Source organism: Iodidimonas sp. MBR-22 (assembly GCF_029946565.1).
GTDB lineage: Bacteria > Pseudomonadota > Alphaproteobacteria > Sphingomonadales > Rhodothalassiaceae > Iodidimonas > Iodidimonas nitroreducens.
In genome coordinates this window covers 102,992-122,988 of record NZ_JARKVQ010000002.1, presented here as the reverse complement: position 1 = coordinate 122,988, position 19,997 = coordinate 102,992, and the positions used below count along the sequence as shown (strand labels likewise).

The window sequence follows — 19,997 nt, the reverse complement described above, 5'->3', positions numbered from 1 at the left end:
GCAGGCGGTGGCAAAGAACGACGAGGCACGACCCATCATCATCAAAAAGGTGAAAAAAGGCGGCGGCGGCGGCCATCATGGGGGCGCCTGGAAAGTCGCCTATGCCGATTTCGTCACCGCGATGATGGCCTTTTTCATGCTTTTGTGGTTGCTCAATGTGTCTGACAAGGAAACCCTTGAAGGCCTGGCCGATTATTTCACCCCGTCATCGGCCAGCGTCAGCGGCAAATCGGGGGCTGGAAAGCCACTGGCCGGAGCCTCGATTGCCGCATCCGGTCTCGCCAATGCCAGCGGATCAATCACCCCGATCAGCGGCCCGCCGCCCACTTCCAAACCCGATCAGGATCGCGATAGCAAAGCCGCCGATAATGCCGAAAATCCGCAGGCCGACTTTGAAGACAAATTAAAGGACGAAACCAACGAGGCGATGAATGCGCTGGAAGAAACCCTGCGTCAGGCCATTCAGGAGTCACCGGAGCTCGCCCAGCACAAGGATCAGATCCTGATCGAACAAACCCCCGAAGGCGTGCGCATCCAGATCACCGACAAAGATGGCCGCTCGATGTTTGAGCCGAGCACGGCCAATCTTTACAACTATGCCAAAAGGCTGATTCGCGAAATTGGGGGGATTACCGCCACTTTGCCCAATCGCATTGCCATATTAGGCCATACCGATGGGGGATCCTTTGGGGCGGGCAGCGATTATACCAATTGGGAATTATCCGCGGATCGCGCCAATTCCGCCCGCCGTGTGCTGGCCGAAACCGGGGTGAGTTCTGATCGCTTTTCCGAAGTGATCGGCAAATCCTCATCCGAACCCCTTTATCCCAATCAGATCATGCGGGCGGAAAACCGCAGAATCTCGATTCTGGTGCTGCGCGAAGCGCCGGTGGTTCTCCCCAATGCCCGCCGATAAGCGCTGAACGAGCAAAGCTTATCTGATGCGCTAAAAATAACAGGCTGTCACAAGATGTTGAGCGGGTTATAGTTCGCCCCCTTTGCAACGCATCCGACATTCTGGTGGGGAGCCAGCTTTCCTTATGATTGCAGCCAGTCCAAGCATTGAAATGTGGATCACCTTTGGCATCATTGCCTTTGGCATGGTGCTTTATGCGCTGGATCGCATCGCTATGGAGATCACCTCTTTGGCGATCATCGTAGCCCTGCTTTTAACCTTTCAGATTTTCCCCGTCCTTGATCCCCAAACCGGCGAAAACCTCTCCACCGTGCGGTCGCTGATTGCCGGTTTTGCCGATCCCGCGCTGATTGCGATTCTCAGCCTTCTGGTGATGGGGCAGGCTTTGGTGGTATCCGGGGCTTTGGATGAACCCATGCGGCGGCTGGTTGGCCCGGCCACCAATTCCCCAAAGCTTATCCTGTTCAGCGTTTTGGGCATTGTGTTGCTGTTTTCCGGCTTTTTGAACAATACGCCAATCGTGGCCATTTTTATTCCCATCCTCAATTCTTTGGCGGGCAAAATGAGCATGAACCCCAGCCGGGTCATGATCCCGCTGTCTTATGCCGCCATATTGGGGGGCAATCTCACCTTGATTGGTTCGAGCGCCAATCTGCTGGTGGCGGGCAGCTACAGCCGGATCACCGGCGAAACTTTGGGTTTTTTCTCGATCTTCGTGCCCGGCCTCATTTTAGGGATCGCCGGATTTTTATATCTGGTTTTTCTGGCGCCCCGGCTTTTGACCGACAGGGCGACCATGGCCTCGCAATTCACCGGGGGGGCAAAACAATTTCTGATCCAGATCGAAATCACCGCCACCAGCGCCCTCAATGGGCTGACCGCCACATCGGGCCTGTTTCCCGAACTGACGGATATGACCATCAGATGCATCAGGCGGGGCGATGAAATGCTGCTGCCGCCTTTTGATGATCTGTCGCTGCAGCCCGGCGATATGCTGGTGGCCGCCGCCACCCGTGCCCATCTCACCGATATGATGATGCGCTCGCCCGAGCTTTTGAGCGGCGCCTGGATGAAAGGCGGGGTGGGCGGTGGCCATGATGAACAAGACAGCAGCCCCCTGCCATCGGGCGAAAGCATGATGGCCGAAGTGATGATTGCCCCGGCCTCCCGGCTTCAGGGCCGAAGCCTTGAACAGGTTGGTTTTCGCTCCCTTACCAATTGCATCGTTCTGGGCCTGCAAAGGCGATCCCGGATGATCCGAACCCACACAGCACAACTGGTGCTGGAGCCGGGCGATGTGCTGCTTTTGCTGGGGCGGCGCGATGATATTCATGCCCTGCGCGGCAATCGTGATCTTTTGCTTTTGGAATGGTCGGCATCCGATTTTCCTGCCGAGCAAAAAAGCGCCTATGCCATCTTTATTTTTGCGATGACTATCGCCTTGTCGGCTTTTGGCATCCTTCCCATCACCGTGGCGGCCCTGGGCGGATCTTTGGCGATGATCGTCACCAATTGCCTTAATATCCGGCAGGCCTTCCGGGCTATTGATCAGAAAGTCGTCATGATCATTGCGGCCGCCATTGCCATGGGCCATGCCATGTCGATCACCGGCGGTGCCAGCTATATTGCCGATTCTGTTCTCAATATGCTGGGCGATGCATCGCCGCTGGTTTTCCTCTCCAGCTTTTTCCTGCTGGTGGCCCTGCTGACCAATGTTCTGTCCAATAATGCCACGGCGGTTCTGTTCACACCCATTGCCATCTCTATTGCCCACCGCATCGGGATTGAGCCCGAAATTTTCATCATTGCCCTGATTTTTGCTGCGAAATGCTCTTTTGCCACGCCTTTTGGCTATCAAACCAATCTGCTGGTGATGGCACCGGGCCATTACCGGTTCATTGATTTCGTTAAAGCGGGCACGCCGCTCGTCTTCATCTTATGGATTGTCTTCACAGCCATAGCTGCTTGGTATTATGGTCTTTGAGATGCAGAGCCACGCTTTATGGAAAGCCTGACGTGACAGATCAGTCCTTACAGTTCCCGCGATTTTACGTCACCGCGCCCTCGCCCTGCCCCTATCTGGAGGGTCGTGAGGAGCGAAAGGTTTTTACCGAATTGCGGGGCGCTGATGCCTCGGCCCTCAATGAAGCCCTCTCGCGGGTGGGGTTTCGGCGCAGCCAATCCGTGGCGTATCGCCCGGCCTGTGATCGCTGCAGCGCCTGTGTTTCCGTGCGGGTGGTGGCCAGCGCCTTCCGGCCATCGCGGCGGATGCGCAAAATCAGCAGCCGCAATGGTGATATCCGCAGCGAAGAACGCCCACCGGTGATAAGAGCCGAACAATATGGCCTTTTACGCGCCTATCTCGAAACCCGCCACGCAGATGGCGGCATGGCGGGCATGTCGATGCAGGAATATGCCGATATGGTGGAAAACAGCCCGGTTCACACCATGCTGGTGGAATATCGCCTGCCCCCGGATGATGATGCCCAAACCAATGATGAAAAACGCGGCCGCTTGATCGCTGTGGCGCTGACCGATGTGTTGTCGGATGGTCTGTCGATGGTCTACAGCTTTTTCGATCCTGAAATGGCCCGACGATCCTTGGGCACCTATGTGATTCTGGATCATATCGCCCGCGCCCATGATCGCGGATTGCGCAATGTTTATCTGGGTTACTGGATCGCCAACAGCCCGAAAATGGCCTATAAAACCGAATTCAGCCCGCTGGAGCGTTTGGGCCATGATGGCTGGCATTTAATGGCCCAAGCGCAATCTGGCCGCGCATCCGCCCCCTGATCCTTTTTTCATCAGCACTAAAGGCCTGATTGCTTTATGGATGATCCCCCCCGCCCGCCCATCAGCCGACGCATGGCCCTTAAGGGTGCTGGCATTTTGGGGGCAGCCGCCACCGGCACCGCGCTGGCGGCGGGCATTATCAGCCACCGGCCCAACAGCAGCTTGGGGCAAACAGGCCCGGCAATCATCGGCAAGGCCCATCGGCGCTTACGGATGGTGACCACCTGGCCCAAGAATTTTCCCGGCCTTGGAACCGGGGCCGCCCGCCTTGGCCAAAGAATCACCGAAGCCAGCGGGGGATCATTCGACATCACGGTTTATGCGGCGGGTGAACTGGTGCCTGCTTTGTCTGCATTCGATGCCGTTTCTCAGGGCAATGCCGATTTTTATCATGGGGCGGAATATTATTGGCAGGGGCGATCGCCTGCCTTCACATTTTTCACCGCCGTGCCCATGGGTTTGACCGGCCATGAAATGGAAGCCTGGATTCGCTTTGGCGGAGGGCAGGCTTTATGGGATGAATTGAGCGCGCGTTATAATGTGAAGCCCCTGATCGCTGGCAATACCGGGGTGCAGATGGGCGGATGGTTCAAACGCCCGGTTCATCAACTGGCTGATTTCAAAGGGTTGAAGATCAGAATGCCCGGCCTTGGGGGCGAGGTGATGAAAAGGCTGGGGGCCACCCCGGTCACCAAAGCGGGGGGCGAGCTTTTCCAGGCCCTTGATCAGGGCAATATCGATGCCACGGAATGGGTGGGCCCCTGGAATGATATGGCCTTTGCCTTTCATACCATTGCCAAATCCTATTATTATCCCGGCATCCATGAACCGGGGGCCACCCTTGCTTTGGGGATCAATCTCGCGCTTTGGAACGATTTTTCGCCGCAGGAACGCGCTATCATCGAAAATTGCTGTGCCGCCGAATCGCTGGTGATGCGGGCGGAATTCGAGCATCATAATGCCTTGGCGCTGGAACGGCTGATCTCGGATACCGATGTCACTTTGCGGCGTTTTTCCGATGAGATATTAGAGCGCATGGCGCAGATCAGCGAAGATGTTTTGAGCGAAGTGGCGCAAACCGACGATCTGACCGCCCGGGTTTATGAAAGCTTCAAGGCGGCCCGCATCCGTGGCGCGCGCTGGGGCGAAATTTCCGAACGCGCTTTCGATCATGCCCGTGGATTTTCCCTCGGCATTCCGAAAAACCTCCGCTGATGGTTATGCCCATGCCTATATCGCCTTTTACAACCGCATCCCCCACCCGCCCCGGCTTTATTCATTTCCTTGAACGGATCAATGAAGGGCTTGGCCGCTTTCTGGGCCTGGCGGCTTTGCTTTTGGTGATCGTGCAATTCATTCTGGTGCTTTTGGGTTCGGTTTTTTCCTATGGCTCGATCTGGCTGCAGGAATCCCGGCTCTATCTCAATGCCCTGATTTTCATGGGTGGGGCGGGCTATACGCTGCTTCATGATGGGCATGTGCGGGTGGATCTGTTTTATGGCAGTGCCGATACCCAAGCCCAAAGCTGGGTTGATCTGCTCGGTGGCTTCATTTTTTTGCTGCCCTTCCTGTTTCTGATCGGCTGGGCCGGATTTCCCTATGTTGTCTCGAGCATCCTGAATCTCGAAGGCTCGACGGAAACCGGGGGTATCCCCTTCGTTTATGGGCTGAAGGCACTGATCGCGGTTTTTGCCATCAGCCTTGGGCTTCAGGCTGTGGCACTGATCGGGCGCAGCATGGCAATCATCTTTAATTCTGAAGATTCTGCATGATGGGGTTGTCTGCCCTTTTTGTGGGCCTGATGTTTCTTGCCTTGCTGGGCTTTTTGCTCACCGGCTTTCCTGTGGCTTTTGTACTGGCCGGTGTTGCCCTGATCTTTGCCATTCTCGGGATGAGCCTGGGGCTATTGGAACCCGGTTTCATTCTTTTGCTGCCGGATCGCATCTATGGGCTGATGCAGAATGAACTGCTGCTGGCCATCCCCCTGTTCATCCTGATGGGGGTGATTTTGGAAAAATCCCGGGTGGCCGAAGATCTGCTCGATTCCATGGGCCGCCTTTTCGGCCCGGTTCGCGGCGGATTGGGATATTCCGTGACGATCGTTGGCGCGCTTTTGGCGGCCTCGACCGGCATTGTGGGGGCAACGGTGGTGACCATGGGGCTGATGTCTTTGCCGGTGATGCTGCGCCGGGGCTATGATCCCGCTCTCGCTTCAGGATCGATTGCCGCTGCGGGCACCATGGGGCAGATCATCCCGCCTTCAATCGTGCTGATCCTGCTGGGTGATGTTTTATCTTCGGCCTATCAACAGGCGCAGCGCGATATGGGGATCATCGCCACCTCGGCGCTTTCGGTGGGGGATCTGTTTGCGGGTGCCCTGATCCCGGGCTTGGGGCTCGTCAGCCTCTATCTGCTCTATCAGGGCGGCATGGCGCTGTTTTTCCCCCACAGCAGCCCGGCCATTCCGCGCGAACCCGATGAAAAGCTCGATGGCCGGTTTTTTCGCCAGATCCTTTATGCCCTGCTGCCGCCGGTGATCCTGATCATCACCGTTCTTGGCTCGATTCTGGGCGGCATTGCCACCCCAACCGAAGCCGCGGCATTGGGGGCCGTGGGGGCGCTTTTTCTGGGGGCCCTGCGCAAGGCCAAAACGCATCAGCGCCTGCTTTTGGGGGCCATCATCGCACTTGCCGCCCTTTTTGTACAAAGCCTGATCCTGGGCCCGGCTTTAGCAGGCTGGCATCTGTTTATGGCTGCGATCCTCGGCTTTTTGACCATCGCGGGGCTGTTTCTCGCCATCTGGCGCACGGATCGGATCGGCATTTTAAGGCCCGCTTTGCAATCCACCGTGCGCATCAGCGTGATGATTTTTACCATTCTGATCGGTGCGGCGCTGTTCTCACTCGTTTTTCGCGGGCTGGGTGGCGATGGGGTGATCGAAGATTTGCTGTCGTCCCTGCCCGGCGGGGTGCGCGGGGCCCTGATCGCGGTGATGCTGGTGATGTTTATCTTAGGATTTTTCCTCGATTTTATCGAAATCATCTTTGTCGTCGTGCCGATCATCGCCCCTATTCTGATCAAAATGGGTGTTGATCCCATCTGGCTGGGGATCATGATCGCGATGAATCTGCAAACCAGCTTTCTCACCCCGCCTTTTGGCTTTGCCCTTTTTTATCTGCGGGGGGTGGCGCCAGCTTCCATTGCCACCAAGCAGATTTATCGCGGGGCCCTGCCCTTTGTGGCAATCCAGCTTCTGGCGCTTGGGCTTTTGGCTCTGTTCCCGCATTTGGCCACATGGCTGCCCGCCCTGCTGGCCACACCAGCGCGATAATTTCTTGAAAGCGTGACCTAAAAGACACCTCTTTGTCTTAATTTGATGATATATTGTGTCAATCGATCATAATTTATAATCATCTGTTCATATAGATCATCCATGCGGGAGGCTTTTATCATGAATTTTTTCAACAGGCGGCAAGCCCGTCAGCGCCCGGATGATCATGATATCATCCAGACTGATGAAAGCCTTGCGGATATTCTGGCCCGTGCCGGATTTGATGGCGAGCGGATGATGCATAAAGCACAGAAGCGCGGCCCCTTATCAGAGCAATCCGCCGAAGATATGATCAAAGCGGCCCGCAGCATTGCCTGAGCCGGCTTCATTGCCTAAGCTGATAAGCTATATGCAATGGCGGGGGCTGTGGCTTTTGTGATGATCGTGCTGTTTACCGATTTTGGCTGGAATGGCCCCTATGTGGGCCAAATGAAGGCTGTTTTCGCTGAACAGGCCCCGGCTGTTCCGATCATCGATCTGATGCATGATGCCCCGTCTTTTGCGCCCCAGCCATCCGCCTATCTGCTGGCCAGCCTGATCCAGGACTTGCCCGAAGATGCGATCATCTGCGCGGTTGTCGATCCCGGCGTGGGCGGCCCCCGCATACCGGTGCTGGTTGAGGCCGATGGGCGAAAATTCATCGGCCCGGGCAATGGATTATTTGAACTTGTTTGGCGCCGCGCCCAGCATCATCGGGCCATCATGCGCCTCACCCGCACGCCGGTGCGCCTATCGGCCAGCTTTCATGGTCGCGATCTGTTTGCCCCCACGGCTGCGGCCCTCGCCCTTGGCAAGCCGGTGCCCATGGCACCTTTCGAGACCCCAGAGGATGGTGCGGCCAGGGATGGTTCAGATTGGCCCGATGATCTGGCACAGGTGATCTATATCGATCATTATGGCAATGCCATCACCGGAATGCGCGCCGATAAGCTGGGCAAAGCCTCGCTCATGCTGGGGGGGCGGCGGCTTCCCCATGGGCGCACATTTGCCGATCATCCGCCGGGCATGGCTTTCTGGTATGCCAATTCCAGCGGCCTTGCGGAAATCGCGGTTACAAAAGGCAGTGCCGCCCGCCAGCTTGATCTTGAAATCGGCACGGCCATATCCCTTACGGCCTGATCAAACCAGCACGGGCGATGTCAACACGCGCGATCGATGGAGCATCACCCCCTTTGGCCAAAGGGGCAGCCAAAAAACCGAATCCAATGCCGCACAGCTTTGGAGCACGGTTTATCTGGCCGTAAAACCGCCCCGCACCCCCGATTGATCGAGGTGGGTCGGAACGGCAGCCCCAACCCTGCCGGGGGCTTTACGCCGTCAAAGGACCGACGTGGATCACCCGCTTGCCGAAATTTTCCCCGCGCAAAAGGCCGATAAAGGCTTCCGGCGCATTTTCCAATCCATCGATGATCTCTTCGCGATAGTGCATTTTGCCCGCCGCGATCCAGCCCTGCATGTCTTTGGCAAAATCGGGATAAAGATGGGCGAAATCGTCGAAAATGATAAAGCCGCGCATGGTGATGCGCTTGCGCAATAATTGCCCCATCAACCAGTTCATGCGATCCGGCCCCGCAGGCAGGCTGGTGGCATTATATTGCGAAATCAGCCCACACACCGGCACCCGCGCCCCGGGATTGAGCTGGCCGATCACGGCATCAAACACCTTGCCGCCAACATTCTCAAAATAAACGTCAATGCCCTTGGGCGTGGCGGCCACAAGCTGCCGGGCGAAATCATCGGCCTTATGATCGATACAGGCATCAAAACCTAAGGTTTCAACGGCATAGGCGCATTTTTCCGGGCCCCCGGCAACGCCCACCACATGGCAACCCAAAATCTTGCCGATCTGGCCGACGGTGGCCCCCACAGGGCCGGTGGCCGCCGCTACCACCAAAGTTTCCCCGGTCTTGGGCTGACCGATTTTGGTCAGCCCCGCCCAAGCGGTAAAGCCCGGCATCCCCAGAACCCCCAAAGCCCAGGACGGATTTTGCGGATTGCGCCCCAAGGGCATCACCCCGGTGCCATCGGATAGGGCATAATCCTGCCAGCCATTAAAGCTCACCACCCAATCGCCTTTTGCAAAGCCATCGCGCTCGGATTGCACCACCTGGGCCACTGTGCCCCCCACCATCACACCGCCGATTTCCACCGGTGCAGCATAAGATGGGGCATCGCTCATCCGTCCGCGCATATAGGGGTCGAGAGATAAAAACTCGGTCCGCAGCAGCATCTGGCCTTTTTTGGGGGTGGGAATCTCAGCGGTTTCAAGCCTCAAGGTCTTGTCCGTCGGCTCGCCTTTCGGGCGTTCGGCCAGCACGAGACGACGATTGACCGAAGCCGTTTGCTGGGTGGCAGAAGATTGAGACATCACATATTTCCTTGTTTGCCAATACCATCATATTGATCTGATCATATCCTGATCGGGCCATAAAGCTCACAAAAAAGGCATGTTGTACATCAGGATTGAGGGTCAGGAATCATTATCCGCTCGACCTCTTAGGCTATCCCCTTATGCTGCATTCCGGCTCCATCCCATAGCATCAGATTTTTGGAAATTTCGTGATCACTCTCGCCTCTTTGCGCCTGTTTCTCCTCAGCCTTGCCGCCTTGCTGGCCTTTGCCGCCAATTCGGTGATCTGCCGTCTGGCGCTGGCCGATGGGGCCATCTCGCCCGCCGCCTTTACCCTGATCCGGCTTTTATCGGGCGCTTTGATGCTGGCTTTTTTGATGCTTTTGCGAGCAAAAGGGCGATCAGACAAGCTTGCTCAGGCATGGGCGGATAGAGGGTTTTGGCCGGCCCTTTATCTGCTGATTTATGCCGCCGCTTTTTCCTTTGCCTATATCCGGCTTGAAACCGCCACCGGGGCTCTGATCCTTTTTGCCATGGTTCAGGCGAGCATGATCGGCGTGGCCCTGTGGCGGGGGATGCACCCTTCCGGGCGCGAATGGCTGGGGATCGGGATCGCCCTGAGCGGGCTTGGCGCTTTTCTTCTGCCCGGGGCCAGCGCTCCCGATCCTGTCGGTGCCCTGCTGATGGGCTTGAGCGGGGTGGCCTGGGGCTTTTATTCCCTTCACGGTGCCAAAAAATCTTCGCCCAAAAGCGGTTTGGCCCACGATCCCATCGCCGCCACCGCAGGCAATTTCCTGATGGCCAGCCTCATGGCCTTGCCATTGTTTGTGATATTTGGCGATTTTGGCCGTCCACATGCTTCGGGCCTGTTCCTTGCCATTCTATCGGGGGCCGTCACCTCGGGTTTGGGCTATGTGATCTGGTACAAGGCCCTGCCCAAATTATCGCCAAGCCTAGCCGCCTTGTCGCAAACTTCGGTCCCCCTGCTGGCTGCATTGGGGGGAATTGTGTTCGTGGGCGAAGCGCTGAGCACGCGCTTCATCATCTCAAGCATCCTAGTTTTGGGTGGGCTTTTGCTGCTGATCCTGAAACCCAAAGCCCAATCCACCGCACCCTGATCGGCTCAGGGCCGCATATCGGCGCTTTCAGCGCGGATGGCGCGGAAGGGATTGCCTTCATACCATTGGGGCCACAGATCGCTATTGGCCACAGTCCAGCCCACATCATGGATCGCCCGGGCATCCAGCACCACCCCGCTATAATCCCAATCGGGCATGATTTCATCGGATGGTTTATGATAGCGATGGGCCACATAATCGGCCTTGGCCTCGGCTACAAAGGCACGACCCTTGGTGATATGGTCGGTTCCGGTATCCAGATAAAGCGCCGGCACGCCACGCTTGGCGAGGGCGAAATGATCAGAGCGGAAATAAAAGCCCTGCTCGGGATTGGGATAGGGGGTAAGGCTGCGCCCTTGTCCCTCGATTTTTTCGGCCAAAATCTCTTCAAGTTCGGAGGACCCGCGACCGATCACCGTGATATCCTTCATCTCGCCCAAGGGCAAAACCACATCCGTATTGATCAGGGCTGCCGTTTTCCCAAGGGGGATGACGGGGTTATCGGCATAATGATAGGCTCCCAAAAGGCCCTGTTCCTCTGCCCCCACAAACAGGAACAAAACCGTGCGGCGGGGGGATTTTTCGGCAGCGGCCATTTTTTGCGCCACTTCTAAAACCGTCGCGATGCCCGTGGCATTATCGGCCGCGCCATTATAAATTTCATCCCCATCCACCGCCGGGCCTTCGCCCAGATGATCCCAATGGGCCGTATAGATCACCGCCTCATCGGGATGGCTCGCCCCTTTCAAAACGGCACCGATATTCACCGTTTGGGATGTCTCGATGCTGTTTTTCACCGCCACCGATGCGGTCAAACCCATCGTCATGGGCTTGAACCCCGGTATTTGTGCGGCCTTCGTCAGGTCATCAAAATCAAGCCCGGCATCGGCAAATATCTGCTGCGCCACCCTTTCCTGCACCCAGCCTTCAATCGCCACCCGCCCGGCATTGCCATCGGGGCGCACCAGATCAAATTGCGGGCCGGTCCAGCTATTTTCCACCACGCTCCAGGGATAAGCGGCTGGGGCGGTTTGGTGAATGATGATCGCGCCCTCTGCCCCTCGGCGGGCGGCCTCTTCATATTTATAGGTCCAGCGGCCATAATAGGTCATGCTATTGCCATCAAACAGATCGGGGTTTTGGGTGGCAAAGCCCGGATCATTGACCAGAATGACCGCGGTTTTCCCGGTCATGTCGATGCCTTCATAATCATTCCAGCCATATTCGGGGGCGTGGATGCCATAGCCCACGAAAACGAGGTCGCTGTCCTTGATGGCCACATGGTCAGCCACCCGCGTGGTCCAGACCATCATATCGCTGCCATAGGCATAGGATCGCGTTTGCTCATCGCCCGCGACCCGCAACACCGCATCGGGCGCCGCTTCGATCGAGACAAGCGGCACTTTTTGGGTAAAGCTTTCGCCAAAGGCGGGCTTTAGCCCCATGTTTTTAAGGGCATCCACCAGATAGGTGATGGTTTTATCGGCCATTGGCCCCGAAGGGGGCCGCCCACCAAAATCATCGCTGGCAAGGATTGCTGTATGGGCGGCCAGATCCTCCGCTGTGATCGCGGGGCTGAGAGACGTTTTAGCCTCATCCGGTTTTTGCTGGCCGCAGGCAGCAAGGCTAAGGACGAGACAAAGGCCGATGAATTTAAAATCACGTGGGTCGCCCATGGTGCATCACTCCATCTTCATAAAAAAAGGGGGTCAGGCTTTGGCCGAACCCCCTTTTCCGCAATTTAAAAGCCTAGAATTGAACCGTAACGCCGGCATAAAAGAAGCGACCGATCTGATCGAAGACCACCGCATCATCCCCAAAACTGCGGGTTTCCGGCACGCGCGCCAAAGGCGGCGGGGCATTATCAAACACATTATCCACGCCGAAATAGACCTCGGTCAGATCAGCCAGACGATAGCGGACCTGAAGATCGGTGTACCATTCCGATCCGGTGCTGTTGGGATCGCGGAATTCAGGTGATTCTGCCAGATCAAGGCGCTGGCTGGAAATAAAGCGCTGAAAAAGGCTGAAGGTGAGATCGCCCAGTTCATAGGTGCCCCGAAGATTCACCGTCCATTCCGGATCGCCCAATTCTCCGGCTTCCCGATCCGGCACGGCCTGACCTTCCTGCGCAAAGAAATTGAGCTTGTCGAGATAAGTGGCCACCAGATTGAGATCGAGGGTGCCGGGCACGGCATTGTTCGTCACCGCCCCCAGATCCATGAAATATTTGGCCTCGATATCGATGCCTGCCGCTTCCAGCGACGCCACATTGATCAATTGACTGGAAATGCTTTCAAAATTTCCATCCGCCCGGCGCGTGATGCTCTCGCAAAAGGGATTATCGATGCTTTCGGCATCCACGCAATTATTGGCCACCGCCTGTACCGGGAAGCTGTTCACCGCATCATCGATTTCAATATTCCAATAATCGACGGTGAGGCTGAAGCCGGGGATCATGCGCGGGGTGAGCACCGCCCCGAATGTCAGGGTATCGGCGGTTTCTTCTTTCAGATTTTCATTGCCTCCGGTCAGCACCCGGGTGGTAACGGCACCGGCATTGGAAATGAAATCGGCCGGCAGTCCCAAAGCCGCGCAATTGGCGGCCCGGCTGGGTGCCCCGGCTTGCAGATTTGAACTATCGCAGGGGTCTTCCAAAAACACATTGGCCAGCCGGGTCGGGGCAAACAGCTCGCCGATATTGGGGGCGCGCACGGCCTGGCTCACCACCGCCCGAAAGCGAATATCGCTGATGGGTGCCCAATCGCCGCCCACCTTCCATGTGGTGGCGCTGCCGATGGTGGAATAATCGGCAAAGCGCACGGCCGCTTCCAGATTGACCTCTTCAGCAAAAGGCACCCCGCGCAAAACCGGCACGCTGATTTCCCCAAAAGCTTCCCACACATCAAAGCTGCCGGCCACATCTTCGATCGGGCCGCCGGGGAACACATCACCGCTATTGCGCAGGAAGCCTTCTTCGGTTTCTGCCGATTCCTTGCGGTATTCGGTGCCAAGGGCAAAGCCAAGCGCCCCCGCAGGCAGATCGATAAAGCCTGCGGTATCGCCGGTGATGGTGGCATTCACCACCTGCTGAGTCAGTCGCCCTTCGGTCAGGAAATCAACATGGCTGAAGGCCAAAGCATCCGCAGTTGCGGCATTGGGGCCCAGCACATTCAAGGGCACGCAGCCATTCGATTGATCACGGCACACGATATTGCCACCCGCATCGCGCACCGCATCAAGCTGCTGATTGAAGCGCGACAAGATCTGTTCATTCTGGAATTCGGTGGTGTTGTCGGAGCGGCCATACTGATAATGCACCGTATAATCGAGATTGGGATTGATATCCCCCTCAAACCCGATTTCAAGCTGGATGGTATCGCGATCCGAACGCGAGCGCCGCTGCCCCTGATCGACATTGGTGCGCGAGACAAAAAATCCATCCGCCCCGTTGTTCGCCAGAATCGTGCTCAATTCCTGCGGTATGAAGGGGTTGTCGGCGGTCAGGAAAATGGGTGAGAAGGTGGGCAGGGTAAAGGTGGGCTGGCCTGCCGTTGCGCTTTCGCTTTGGGCGTATTTGGCATTGGCAAACAGCGTTACCTTTTCATGCAAATCATAATGCATGCCGGTTGAAACGATCAGGCGTTCAATGGGCACCTGCAAAAGATCGAAAGCGGAAAGATCGACAAAATCGCCACCCTGGCTCAGGAATGGTTCGGGCAATTGCCCCAGAGTCTGGGAAATCAGATTGCCATTCTGATCGAAGGTGAAAGGGCCGCCATCCGCTTCAAACAGGCCAAGGGTATCGGGTGCAACCACCCGGCCCCCTGCCGGGGTGCCGATGAAGCCGGTATTTTCAAACAAAATCTGATCGGGCACCCCATCATTGGGGCCGCCATTGGCCGGATTGCTGGCAAAGCGCAGATTCTGGCTGGCATAGCCGCGATCCAGCGCATTGATTGATCGTGTTTTGTCATAGCTCGTGTTGAAATAAATATTGCCGCGACCATCATCGAAATTGGTGCCCGCAGTCAGGCTCAATTGATAGCTTTCGCCATCGCCCTCATCGGTGATCCCCACCTGTCCATCGAGCTTCAAGCCCTGAAAATCATCGCGCATGATCAAATTGACCACCCCCGATACGGCATCGGCACCATAAACCGCCGAAGCCCCGCCGGTGATCACCTCAACCCGTTCGACCATCGCCGTGGGGATGGTATTCACATCCACCGCCGTGGTGCCAGGGCGGCTGCCCACATGGCGGCGGCCATTCACCAGAACCAGCGTGCGATCAATGCCCAAGCGCCGCAGATTGAGGAAATTGGTCCCCGCTTCCTGCGGATTATCATTGCTGTTAGCCAAGGTCTGCGTTGCCCCGATGGCGGGAAGATTGTTCAAGGTATCGGCAAGGCGGGCATCGCCGCTCAAGGCAATGGCGCGGGCATCGAGCATGGTGACGGGGATCGGCGTTGCGGTGCCGGAGCGCCGAATGCGCGACCCTGTCACCACCACTTCTTCGATCATCTGTTGATCGGCCTGCGCAGCCCCGGCACCCTGGGGTTGTCCTGCGCCCGTTGCCTGCGCCATTCCGGCCATCCGCGCGCCACTGGCTGATGCCAGGCGGGTCCAGCGCTCATCCTGACCATTTTGGCTATCTTTTTGAGCGGATCTGGTCAGAACAGCGATGGTTTTTTCGTCGATCTGGCGAAATTCAAGGCCGGTGCCATCCAGAAGAATCTGCATCGCCGCAGACGGGGTATAATCGCCCTTCACCGCTTTTGCATTGAGCATCGAGGCATCATTGGCTAGCCACGCCATTTGAAAGCCCGATTGTTCGGCAAAACGCTGCAAGGCGGTTTCCACCGCCTGTTCTTCAATCTCGAATGTGCGCGTGTCAGCCTCGGCGACACTTGCCTGCAGCGGGCCCTTATTTTGTGCCGCAACACTGCCGGCATAGGCGGTGCTGGCCAAAGCCATCGCAAGTGCATATGCAGAAACACTGGTCTTGAAGGTCATCATCTTCTCCCAAACTGTCCGCCCTTGATGGTGCGCGATCCAAGGCTTTTTAAAATCCGCATCCCATCGTGCCAAAGATGCAGATCAAGCTTTGCCCACAGGATTAATTATTCTTCCTGTGAAAAGAGTGACGTTTGAGCGATGCTTTTCGGGTACCCGATTTTGTGTTTTTAATATAAATCTTGAATATGATGATTGTAGATCATTATAATAATCTATCAAAATGAGATATATTATATATTATCTTGGATGTTTTTGATCAATATTCTGGATCGCCCGAAAACCAGCGCTTCCACCGGTGCGAATGCTTCCAGCGTATGTGAAAAGGCTTCGGGATCGCGGGAATCAAAAACCCCGCTGATCGACAAATCGGCCAAATCCTCATCCGCCAGAATGATTTCCATCGTGTTATAGCGATTGAAATCCGCCACCACATCGCCAAGGCGCGCGGCCTCAAAAATCAGCTTGTTCTGCCGCCATGACACCACTTTTTCCAATGGCACATCATCCGATCTGCGGATCAGGGGATCGTTATCCGCGCCGCCATCAAAGCGGCTCAGAACGGCCTGCTCGTTCCGGCTCAGGCTGGTTTCCCATGCTTTAGTTTGTTTGGCATCATCGGCTTTGATCTGGCGCAGCATCACCTTTCCCTCCACAACCGTGACGGCCAGATCATCGGGACGCAAGCGGACATTGAATTCGGTCCCCACTGCCTGCACGCTGGCCTTATCAGTCCGCACCACAAAGGGCCTTTGCGGATCTTTGGCCACATCAAAATAGGCCTCACCCTCGAGCATCATGATCGTCCGCTCATGCGGGCTGAAGCGCACTTCCAGCTTTGACAGCGTGTTCAATTGGATCACCGAACCATCATCGAGGGCAATCGTCCGGCTTTCGCCCTTACGGGTTTGGAATGGCTCCACCGCCGGGCCGAAAAGATTATCCGCAATCTGTGAAACCAACACCCCGCCCCCCAAAGGCGGAAAGGAAAGAAAAGCCAACGCCATCAGCATGATCACGGCGAAAGCCGCCGCCATGCGCCCGCCCTTCATGGCCATGAAAAAGCCGTAGAACCGCCGCCCGCGCCCGTCCGCGTCTTTGGCGATCACCCCTTTATGGGCAGGATATAAACGGATCACATCGCTGGTGGGATCAAGGGCCGCGCCATAATCGGCCGCTTCTGTCCATAAGGATAAAACCGCCCTATATTCCTGCAAATGCAGCGGGTTTTCATTGATCCAATCGGCAAAGCCTTTCTTTTCAGCCGCCGTTGGCGCCCCCGATTGCATGATCACGCACCAATGGGCGGCTCTCTCGTGGCGCGATTGTTCCTGATCCATCATCTTGTTATTCATTTTCAAAACGCCTCAAGCCCGATCCGCCGGATCGCCGGCAGGCTGCATATGGGCCCGCAAATGCGCCAAAGCTTTGACCAGATATTTTTTCACCATATTGTCGGAAATCCCCATGCGATCGCCAATATCGCGATAGCTCAATCCATCGCAACGGCTGAGCAAAAAAGCGGTTTGGCATTTGGGAGACAAATCGCCAAGCAAGGTCCGCATCTGGCGCAGGCGGGCGCGATGATAAGCATCGATTTCAGGCGAAGATTGCGCAGCAGGAATATCGGCTGGCAAATCCCCCGCCATTTGCACATGCCGCCGGCTGACATTGGCCCGGCGGATATGATCCTTCATCACATTTTGCGTCGTGCGAACCACATAAGCCGACGGATTATCGACGCGCTTAGGCTGTTTGATGGCAGAAAGCCTGAGCCAGGCATCATGCAAAATATCGCGGGCATCCTGACGATCCCCCAGGCGCGCCGCCACCATGGCATGGAGCGCCTCACGCCTTTCCAGAAAAACCGCCAACAATGGATTCTCCTGATCGGAAAGCTGCGGAATCGTCCCTCTCCCAAATTTATAGCCCCTCCCCAAGCTGAGACCATAGCAGAGTTCCATGAAAATGGCACGGCAGGGGATGTCAGCTTCAATGTTCAAGTACAGACGTTTGAGAGGCCGGGTTCGGGTACCGGACATTTAAAAAACCCCGATTTTAAAACAGCACAAGCCCGGCAATCGCCCCGGTGGCCCCGGTCGCCAGATTGCCCGCAAGCCAGGCCTTCGGCCCCAAAGCCGCGATTTCCGCCCGCCTTTCAGGGGCCAATGTTGCAAAGGTGGCGACCTGAAGACCGATGCTGGCCAGATTGGCAAAGCCGCACATGGCATAAACCATGATCAGCGAGGATCGTGGGGATAACGCCCCCGCTGGCAATTCCGACAGGGCCTGATAGGCGATAAACTCGTTCAAAACCGCCTTCGTTCCCATCAATTGCCCGGCCACCCCGGCTTCAGACCAGGGCACCCCGAATAAAAACACGATGGGCGCAAAAATCCAGCCGAACAACCGATCAAGGCTGAGCGGCGCCCCCCCGATTTCAGGGGCCAGACCCAAAATGGCATTGGCCAGATAAACCAGCGCGAAAACCACGATCAGCATGGCCATCACGCTTAAAAAAACCTTCAGCCCATCTTCGGTGCCCCGCACCAAAGCATCCAAGGAACTGGCATAGCGCACAGTTTGATCAAAATCCTTCGCCCCGGTGGCACTGTCACCCGGGATCATCAGCCGCGCAAATAACAGCGCTGCGGGCAACGAAATCAGGGAAGCGGTAAGGATATGGCCGGTGGCACCCGGCACCACGGGTTCGATCAAGGTGGCATATAAAACCAGCACAACCCCCGAAACGGTGGCAAGCCCCGCCACCATCACCATGAAAATTTCCGCCCGCCCCATGGTGCGTACATAAGCGCGCAAAACCAGTGGGCTTTCCACCACGCCCATGAACAGATTGGCCGCCGTGCCAAGCCCCACTGCGCCACCAATTCCCAAACTGCGCTGCAAAGCCCAGCCCAATCCGCGAATGATGGCGGGCAAAATCCGCCAATGCCATAAAAGCGCCGACAAGGCGGCTGTGACCAGAATGATCGGCAGAATTTCAAAGGCAATGATCAGGGTTGATGCCCCGGCTTTTGCCTCGAACGGTAAAGGGGCGCCCCCCAGATAGCCAAACATATAGGATGAGCCCGCGCGCGACGCCTGTTCCAGCACCATCACGCCTTCGCCGGCTGCTTCCAGTAATTTCCATAACATCGGCACACGCAGGAATAAAAAAGCCAGCACGATCTGCAAAAGCACCGCGCCCACCACCCAGCGCCATGAAAAAGCGCGCCGATCCTCGCTGAAAAGCCAGGCAATGCCAATCAGCACCGCCAGACCAAAAGCCGGCTGGATGGAAACCAGAACATTATCCAGCATAGCTGCGCACGCCCTTTTCGCTCAGGCGTTGCGCGCGGAGATCAGCAATGACCTTGCTCAAAACCTCGCGATGGAAAGCATCGCAGCCAAAACATAAATGGCCCTGAATTTCCCCCTTCGGGGTTTCGCGCATGGATTTTTCATAGAATGTTTCGGTATCCCAACCAAATGACAGGCCCATGCGTTCGGGATGGCCCATATTGATGGCCTCGAACGCCGGATGCCCGGCAAGGCTATCGAGAATATCCACCAGGGCTTCCTGTTGCAGATTGCCCAAGGGTGAAGCCGATTTCAGGCAACAGGGATAAACATCGCCATTCGGCTCAATGGAGACTTCAGACCCGGCATGGCCATGATCAAGAAAATGCAACCCCCCCGACCAGCCATTGCAGAAATTATCGCTGAATGTGGCTTTCGACAGACCATTCAGCCATGACCGCCCCCGGGGCCATAAAGCGCCGATCCATTCTTCGCCATTCGCACCAAACATATCATAAACCGGGCCCTCTTCGTCCGCCCAGCCTTTCACCGGGGCATGATAGCCCGATTTCCTGATCCCCCGCCGGGCAAACAGATCTTTCAGATGAGCAACAAGCGGCAGTTTTTTATCACCTTCAAGGCCCACATGATAATCATCCATGCCGGAAATTGAAATCATCCACATCCCGCGTTCCAACAGATCATCAAGGATGTCCGGGGTCACCAGATCGCCCGTGGTCTGCACGATGATCCGCACGCCGCCCCGATCGCGATATTTGCGGGTGATCGCCTCCATCGCCGGATACAGAATGCGGGTGCGCACCGGATCGACCAGCACATCGCCCCCCGATAAAACGATCCGGCCAATCTTTTCTTCGGGCTCGCCCTTTGCATTACGGGCATCAAGATCGCGATAGGTCATGCGGTCGGGCAGATTGGCGATGATGCGAGCATAGGCCTGTTCGCCTTCCACCACCACAGATTCAAGAGCATCGCGCACATAAGGGCGAAAGCGATCATCATAGCAATGCTTGCATTTGCGATGGCAGGCCCAGCTCAGAACATAATAGATCGATTCCACACTCTACCCTTGTTTTTCAGATCATCTTTGGTCGCAGTCCACCGGTTCCCTTCATTAAACATATTTTGCCCAAAGGGGAAAGAGACAGC

The 19,997-nt window shown here is 56.4% G+C and carries 16 protein-coding genes; 9 read left to right on the top strand and 7 right to left on the bottom strand.

Features of this window, described 5'->3' with window-relative positions:
- Positions 1 to 7: 7 nt before the first annotated feature.
- The 8 genes from QK300_RS02400 (at position 8) to QK300_RS02365 (ending at position 8,162) form a co-directional block, all read left to right on the top strand.
- Complete coding sequence (locus tag QK300_RS02400) at positions 8 to 916, top strand: flagellar motor protein MotB (RefSeq protein ID WP_281300150.1); 909 nt, start codon at positions 8 to 10, stop codon at positions 914 to 916.
- 124 nt (positions 917 to 1,040) lie between these two features.
- On the top strand, positions 1,041 to 2,900 hold the full coding sequence (locus tag QK300_RS02395; RefSeq protein WP_281300151.1) for an SLC13 family permease: 1,860 nt from the start codon (positions 1,041 to 1,043) through the stop codon (positions 2,898 to 2,900).
- Between the two features lie 32 nt (positions 2,901 to 2,932).
- Positions 2,933 to 3,712: an arginyltransferase gene (locus QK300_RS02390; RefSeq protein ID WP_281300152.1), complete on the top strand. Its 780-nt coding sequence runs from the start codon at positions 2,933 to 2,935 to the stop codon at positions 3,710 to 3,712.
- 36 nt (positions 3,713 to 3,748) lie between these two features.
- Positions 3,749 to 4,927 carry a TRAP transporter substrate-binding protein gene (locus tag QK300_RS02385; RefSeq protein ID WP_281300153.1) on the top strand — a complete coding sequence of 393 codons (1,179 nt, stop codon included), beginning with the start codon at positions 3,749 to 3,751 and terminating at the stop codon, positions 4,925 to 4,927.
- Between the two features lie 11 nt (positions 4,928 to 4,938).
- Positions 4,939 to 5,484: a TRAP transporter small permease subunit gene (locus QK300_RS02380; RefSeq protein ID WP_281300154.1), complete on the top strand. Its 546-nt coding sequence runs from the start codon at positions 4,939 to 4,941 to the stop codon at positions 5,482 to 5,484.
- Complete coding sequence (locus tag QK300_RS02375) at positions 5,484 to 7,043, top strand: TRAP transporter large permease subunit (RefSeq protein WP_348651813.1); 1,560 nt, start codon at positions 5,484 to 5,486, stop codon at positions 7,041 to 7,043. Before QK300_RS02380 ends, QK300_RS02375 begins: the two co-directional genes overlap by 1 nt.
- A 120-nt stretch (positions 7,044 to 7,163) precedes the next feature.
- A complete protein-coding gene (locus tag QK300_RS02370; protein ID WP_281300156.1) occupies positions 7,164 to 7,361 on the top strand; it encodes a hypothetical protein in 198 nt (65 codons plus the stop codon).
- A gap of 48 nt (positions 7,362 to 7,409) precedes the next feature.
- Positions 7,410 to 8,162 carry an SAM-dependent chlorinase/fluorinase gene (locus QK300_RS02365; RefSeq protein ID WP_281300157.1) on the top strand — a complete coding sequence of 251 codons (753 nt, stop codon included), beginning with the start codon at positions 7,410 to 7,412 and terminating at the stop codon, positions 8,160 to 8,162.
- Positions 8,163 to 8,352: 190 nt separating this feature from the next.
- Here QK300_RS02365 and QK300_RS02360 read toward each other — a convergent pair whose 3' ends face one another.
- Positions 8,353 to 9,411, bottom strand: coding sequence for an NADP-dependent oxidoreductase (locus QK300_RS02360; protein WP_281300158.1), 1,059 nt, complete (start codon positions 9,409 to 9,411; stop codon positions 8,353 to 8,355).
- A gap of 191 nt (positions 9,412 to 9,602) precedes the next feature.
- Between QK300_RS02360 and QK300_RS02355 the strand changes: the two genes are divergently transcribed.
- Entirely contained in the window at positions 9,603 to 10,511 is a 909-nt protein-coding gene (locus QK300_RS02355) for a DMT family transporter (protein WP_281300159.1), read from the top strand.
- 5 nt (positions 10,512 to 10,516) lie between these two features.
- Here QK300_RS02355 and QK300_RS02350 read toward each other — a convergent pair whose 3' ends face one another.
- The 6 genes from QK300_RS02350 to QK300_RS02325 form a co-directional block, all read right to left on the bottom strand.
- Complete coding sequence (locus QK300_RS02350; protein ID WP_281300160.1) at positions 10,517 to 12,187, bottom strand: M28 family metallopeptidase; 1,671 nt, start codon at positions 12,185 to 12,187, stop codon at positions 10,517 to 10,519.
- A 73-nt stretch (positions 12,188 to 12,260) separates the two neighbouring features.
- Positions 12,261 to 15,527, bottom strand: coding sequence for a TonB-dependent receptor (locus tag QK300_RS02345; protein WP_281320807.1), 3,267 nt, complete (start codon positions 15,525 to 15,527; stop codon positions 12,261 to 12,263).
- A gap of 233 nt (positions 15,528 to 15,760) precedes the next feature.
- Positions 15,761 to 16,882, bottom strand: a complete 1,122-nt coding sequence (locus QK300_RS02340) for a FecR domain-containing protein (RefSeq protein WP_281300162.1) — start codon at positions 16,880 to 16,882, stop codon at positions 15,761 to 15,763.
- Between the two features lie 12 nt (positions 16,883 to 16,894).
- Positions 16,895 to 17,401 carry a sigma-70 family RNA polymerase sigma factor gene (locus QK300_RS02335; RefSeq protein ID WP_281300163.1) on the bottom strand — a complete coding sequence of 169 codons (507 nt, stop codon included), beginning with the start codon at positions 17,399 to 17,401 and terminating at the stop codon, positions 16,895 to 16,897.
- Between the two features lie 184 nt (positions 17,402 to 17,585).
- Positions 17,586 to 18,848: a nucleoside transporter C-terminal domain-containing protein gene (locus tag QK300_RS02330; RefSeq protein ID WP_281300164.1), complete on the bottom strand. Its 1,263-nt coding sequence runs from the start codon at positions 18,846 to 18,848 to the stop codon at positions 17,586 to 17,588.
- A complete protein-coding gene (locus QK300_RS02325) occupies positions 18,838 to 19,908 on the bottom strand; it encodes a radical SAM/SPASM domain-containing protein (protein ID WP_281300165.1) in 1,071 nt (356 codons plus the stop codon). Before QK300_RS02325 ends, QK300_RS02330 begins: the two co-directional genes overlap by 11 nt.
- Positions 19,909 to 19,997: the final 89 nt, after the last annotated feature.

What these genes read in the sequence shown, in the direction of transcription:
- QK300_RS02380 (WP_281300154.1), top strand. Translation starts at nt 4,939, where the DNA reads ATGCCTATATCGCCTTTTACAACCGCATCCCCCACCCGCCCCGGCTTT.
- QK300_RS02385 (WP_281300153.1), top strand. Translation starts at nt 3,749, where the DNA reads ATGGATGATCCCCCCCGCCCGCCCATCAGCCGACGCATGGCCCTTAAG.
- QK300_RS02395 (WP_281300151.1), top strand. Translation starts at nt 1,041, where the DNA reads ATGATTGCAGCCAGTCCAAGCATTGAAATGTGGATCACCTTTGGCATC.
- QK300_RS02350 (WP_281300160.1), bottom strand. Translation starts at nt 12,187, where the DNA reads ATGGGCGACCCACGTGATTTTAAATTCATCGGCCTTTGTCTCGTCCTT.
- QK300_RS02345 (WP_281320807.1), bottom strand. Translation starts at nt 15,527, where the DNA reads ATGACCTTCAAGACCAGTGTTTCTGCATATGCACTTGCGATGGCTTTG.
- QK300_RS02340 (WP_281300162.1), bottom strand. Translation starts at nt 16,882, where the DNA reads ATGAATAACAAGATGATGGATCAGGAACAATCGCGCCACGAGAGAGCC.
- QK300_RS02375 (WP_348651813.1), top strand. Translation starts at nt 5,484, where the DNA reads ATGGGGTTGTCTGCCCTTTTTGTGGGCCTGATGTTTCTTGCCTTGCTG.
- QK300_RS02330 (WP_281300164.1), bottom strand. Translation starts at nt 18,848, where the DNA reads ATGCTGGATAATGTTCTGGTTTCCATCCAGCCGGCTTTTGGTCTGGCG.
- QK300_RS02360 (WP_281300158.1), bottom strand. Translation starts at nt 9,411, where the DNA reads ATGTCTCAATCTTCTGCCACCCAGCAAACGGCTTCGGTCAATCGTCGT.
- QK300_RS02370 (WP_281300156.1), top strand. Translation starts at nt 7,164, where the DNA reads ATGAATTTTTTCAACAGGCGGCAAGCCCGTCAGCGCCCGGATGATCAT.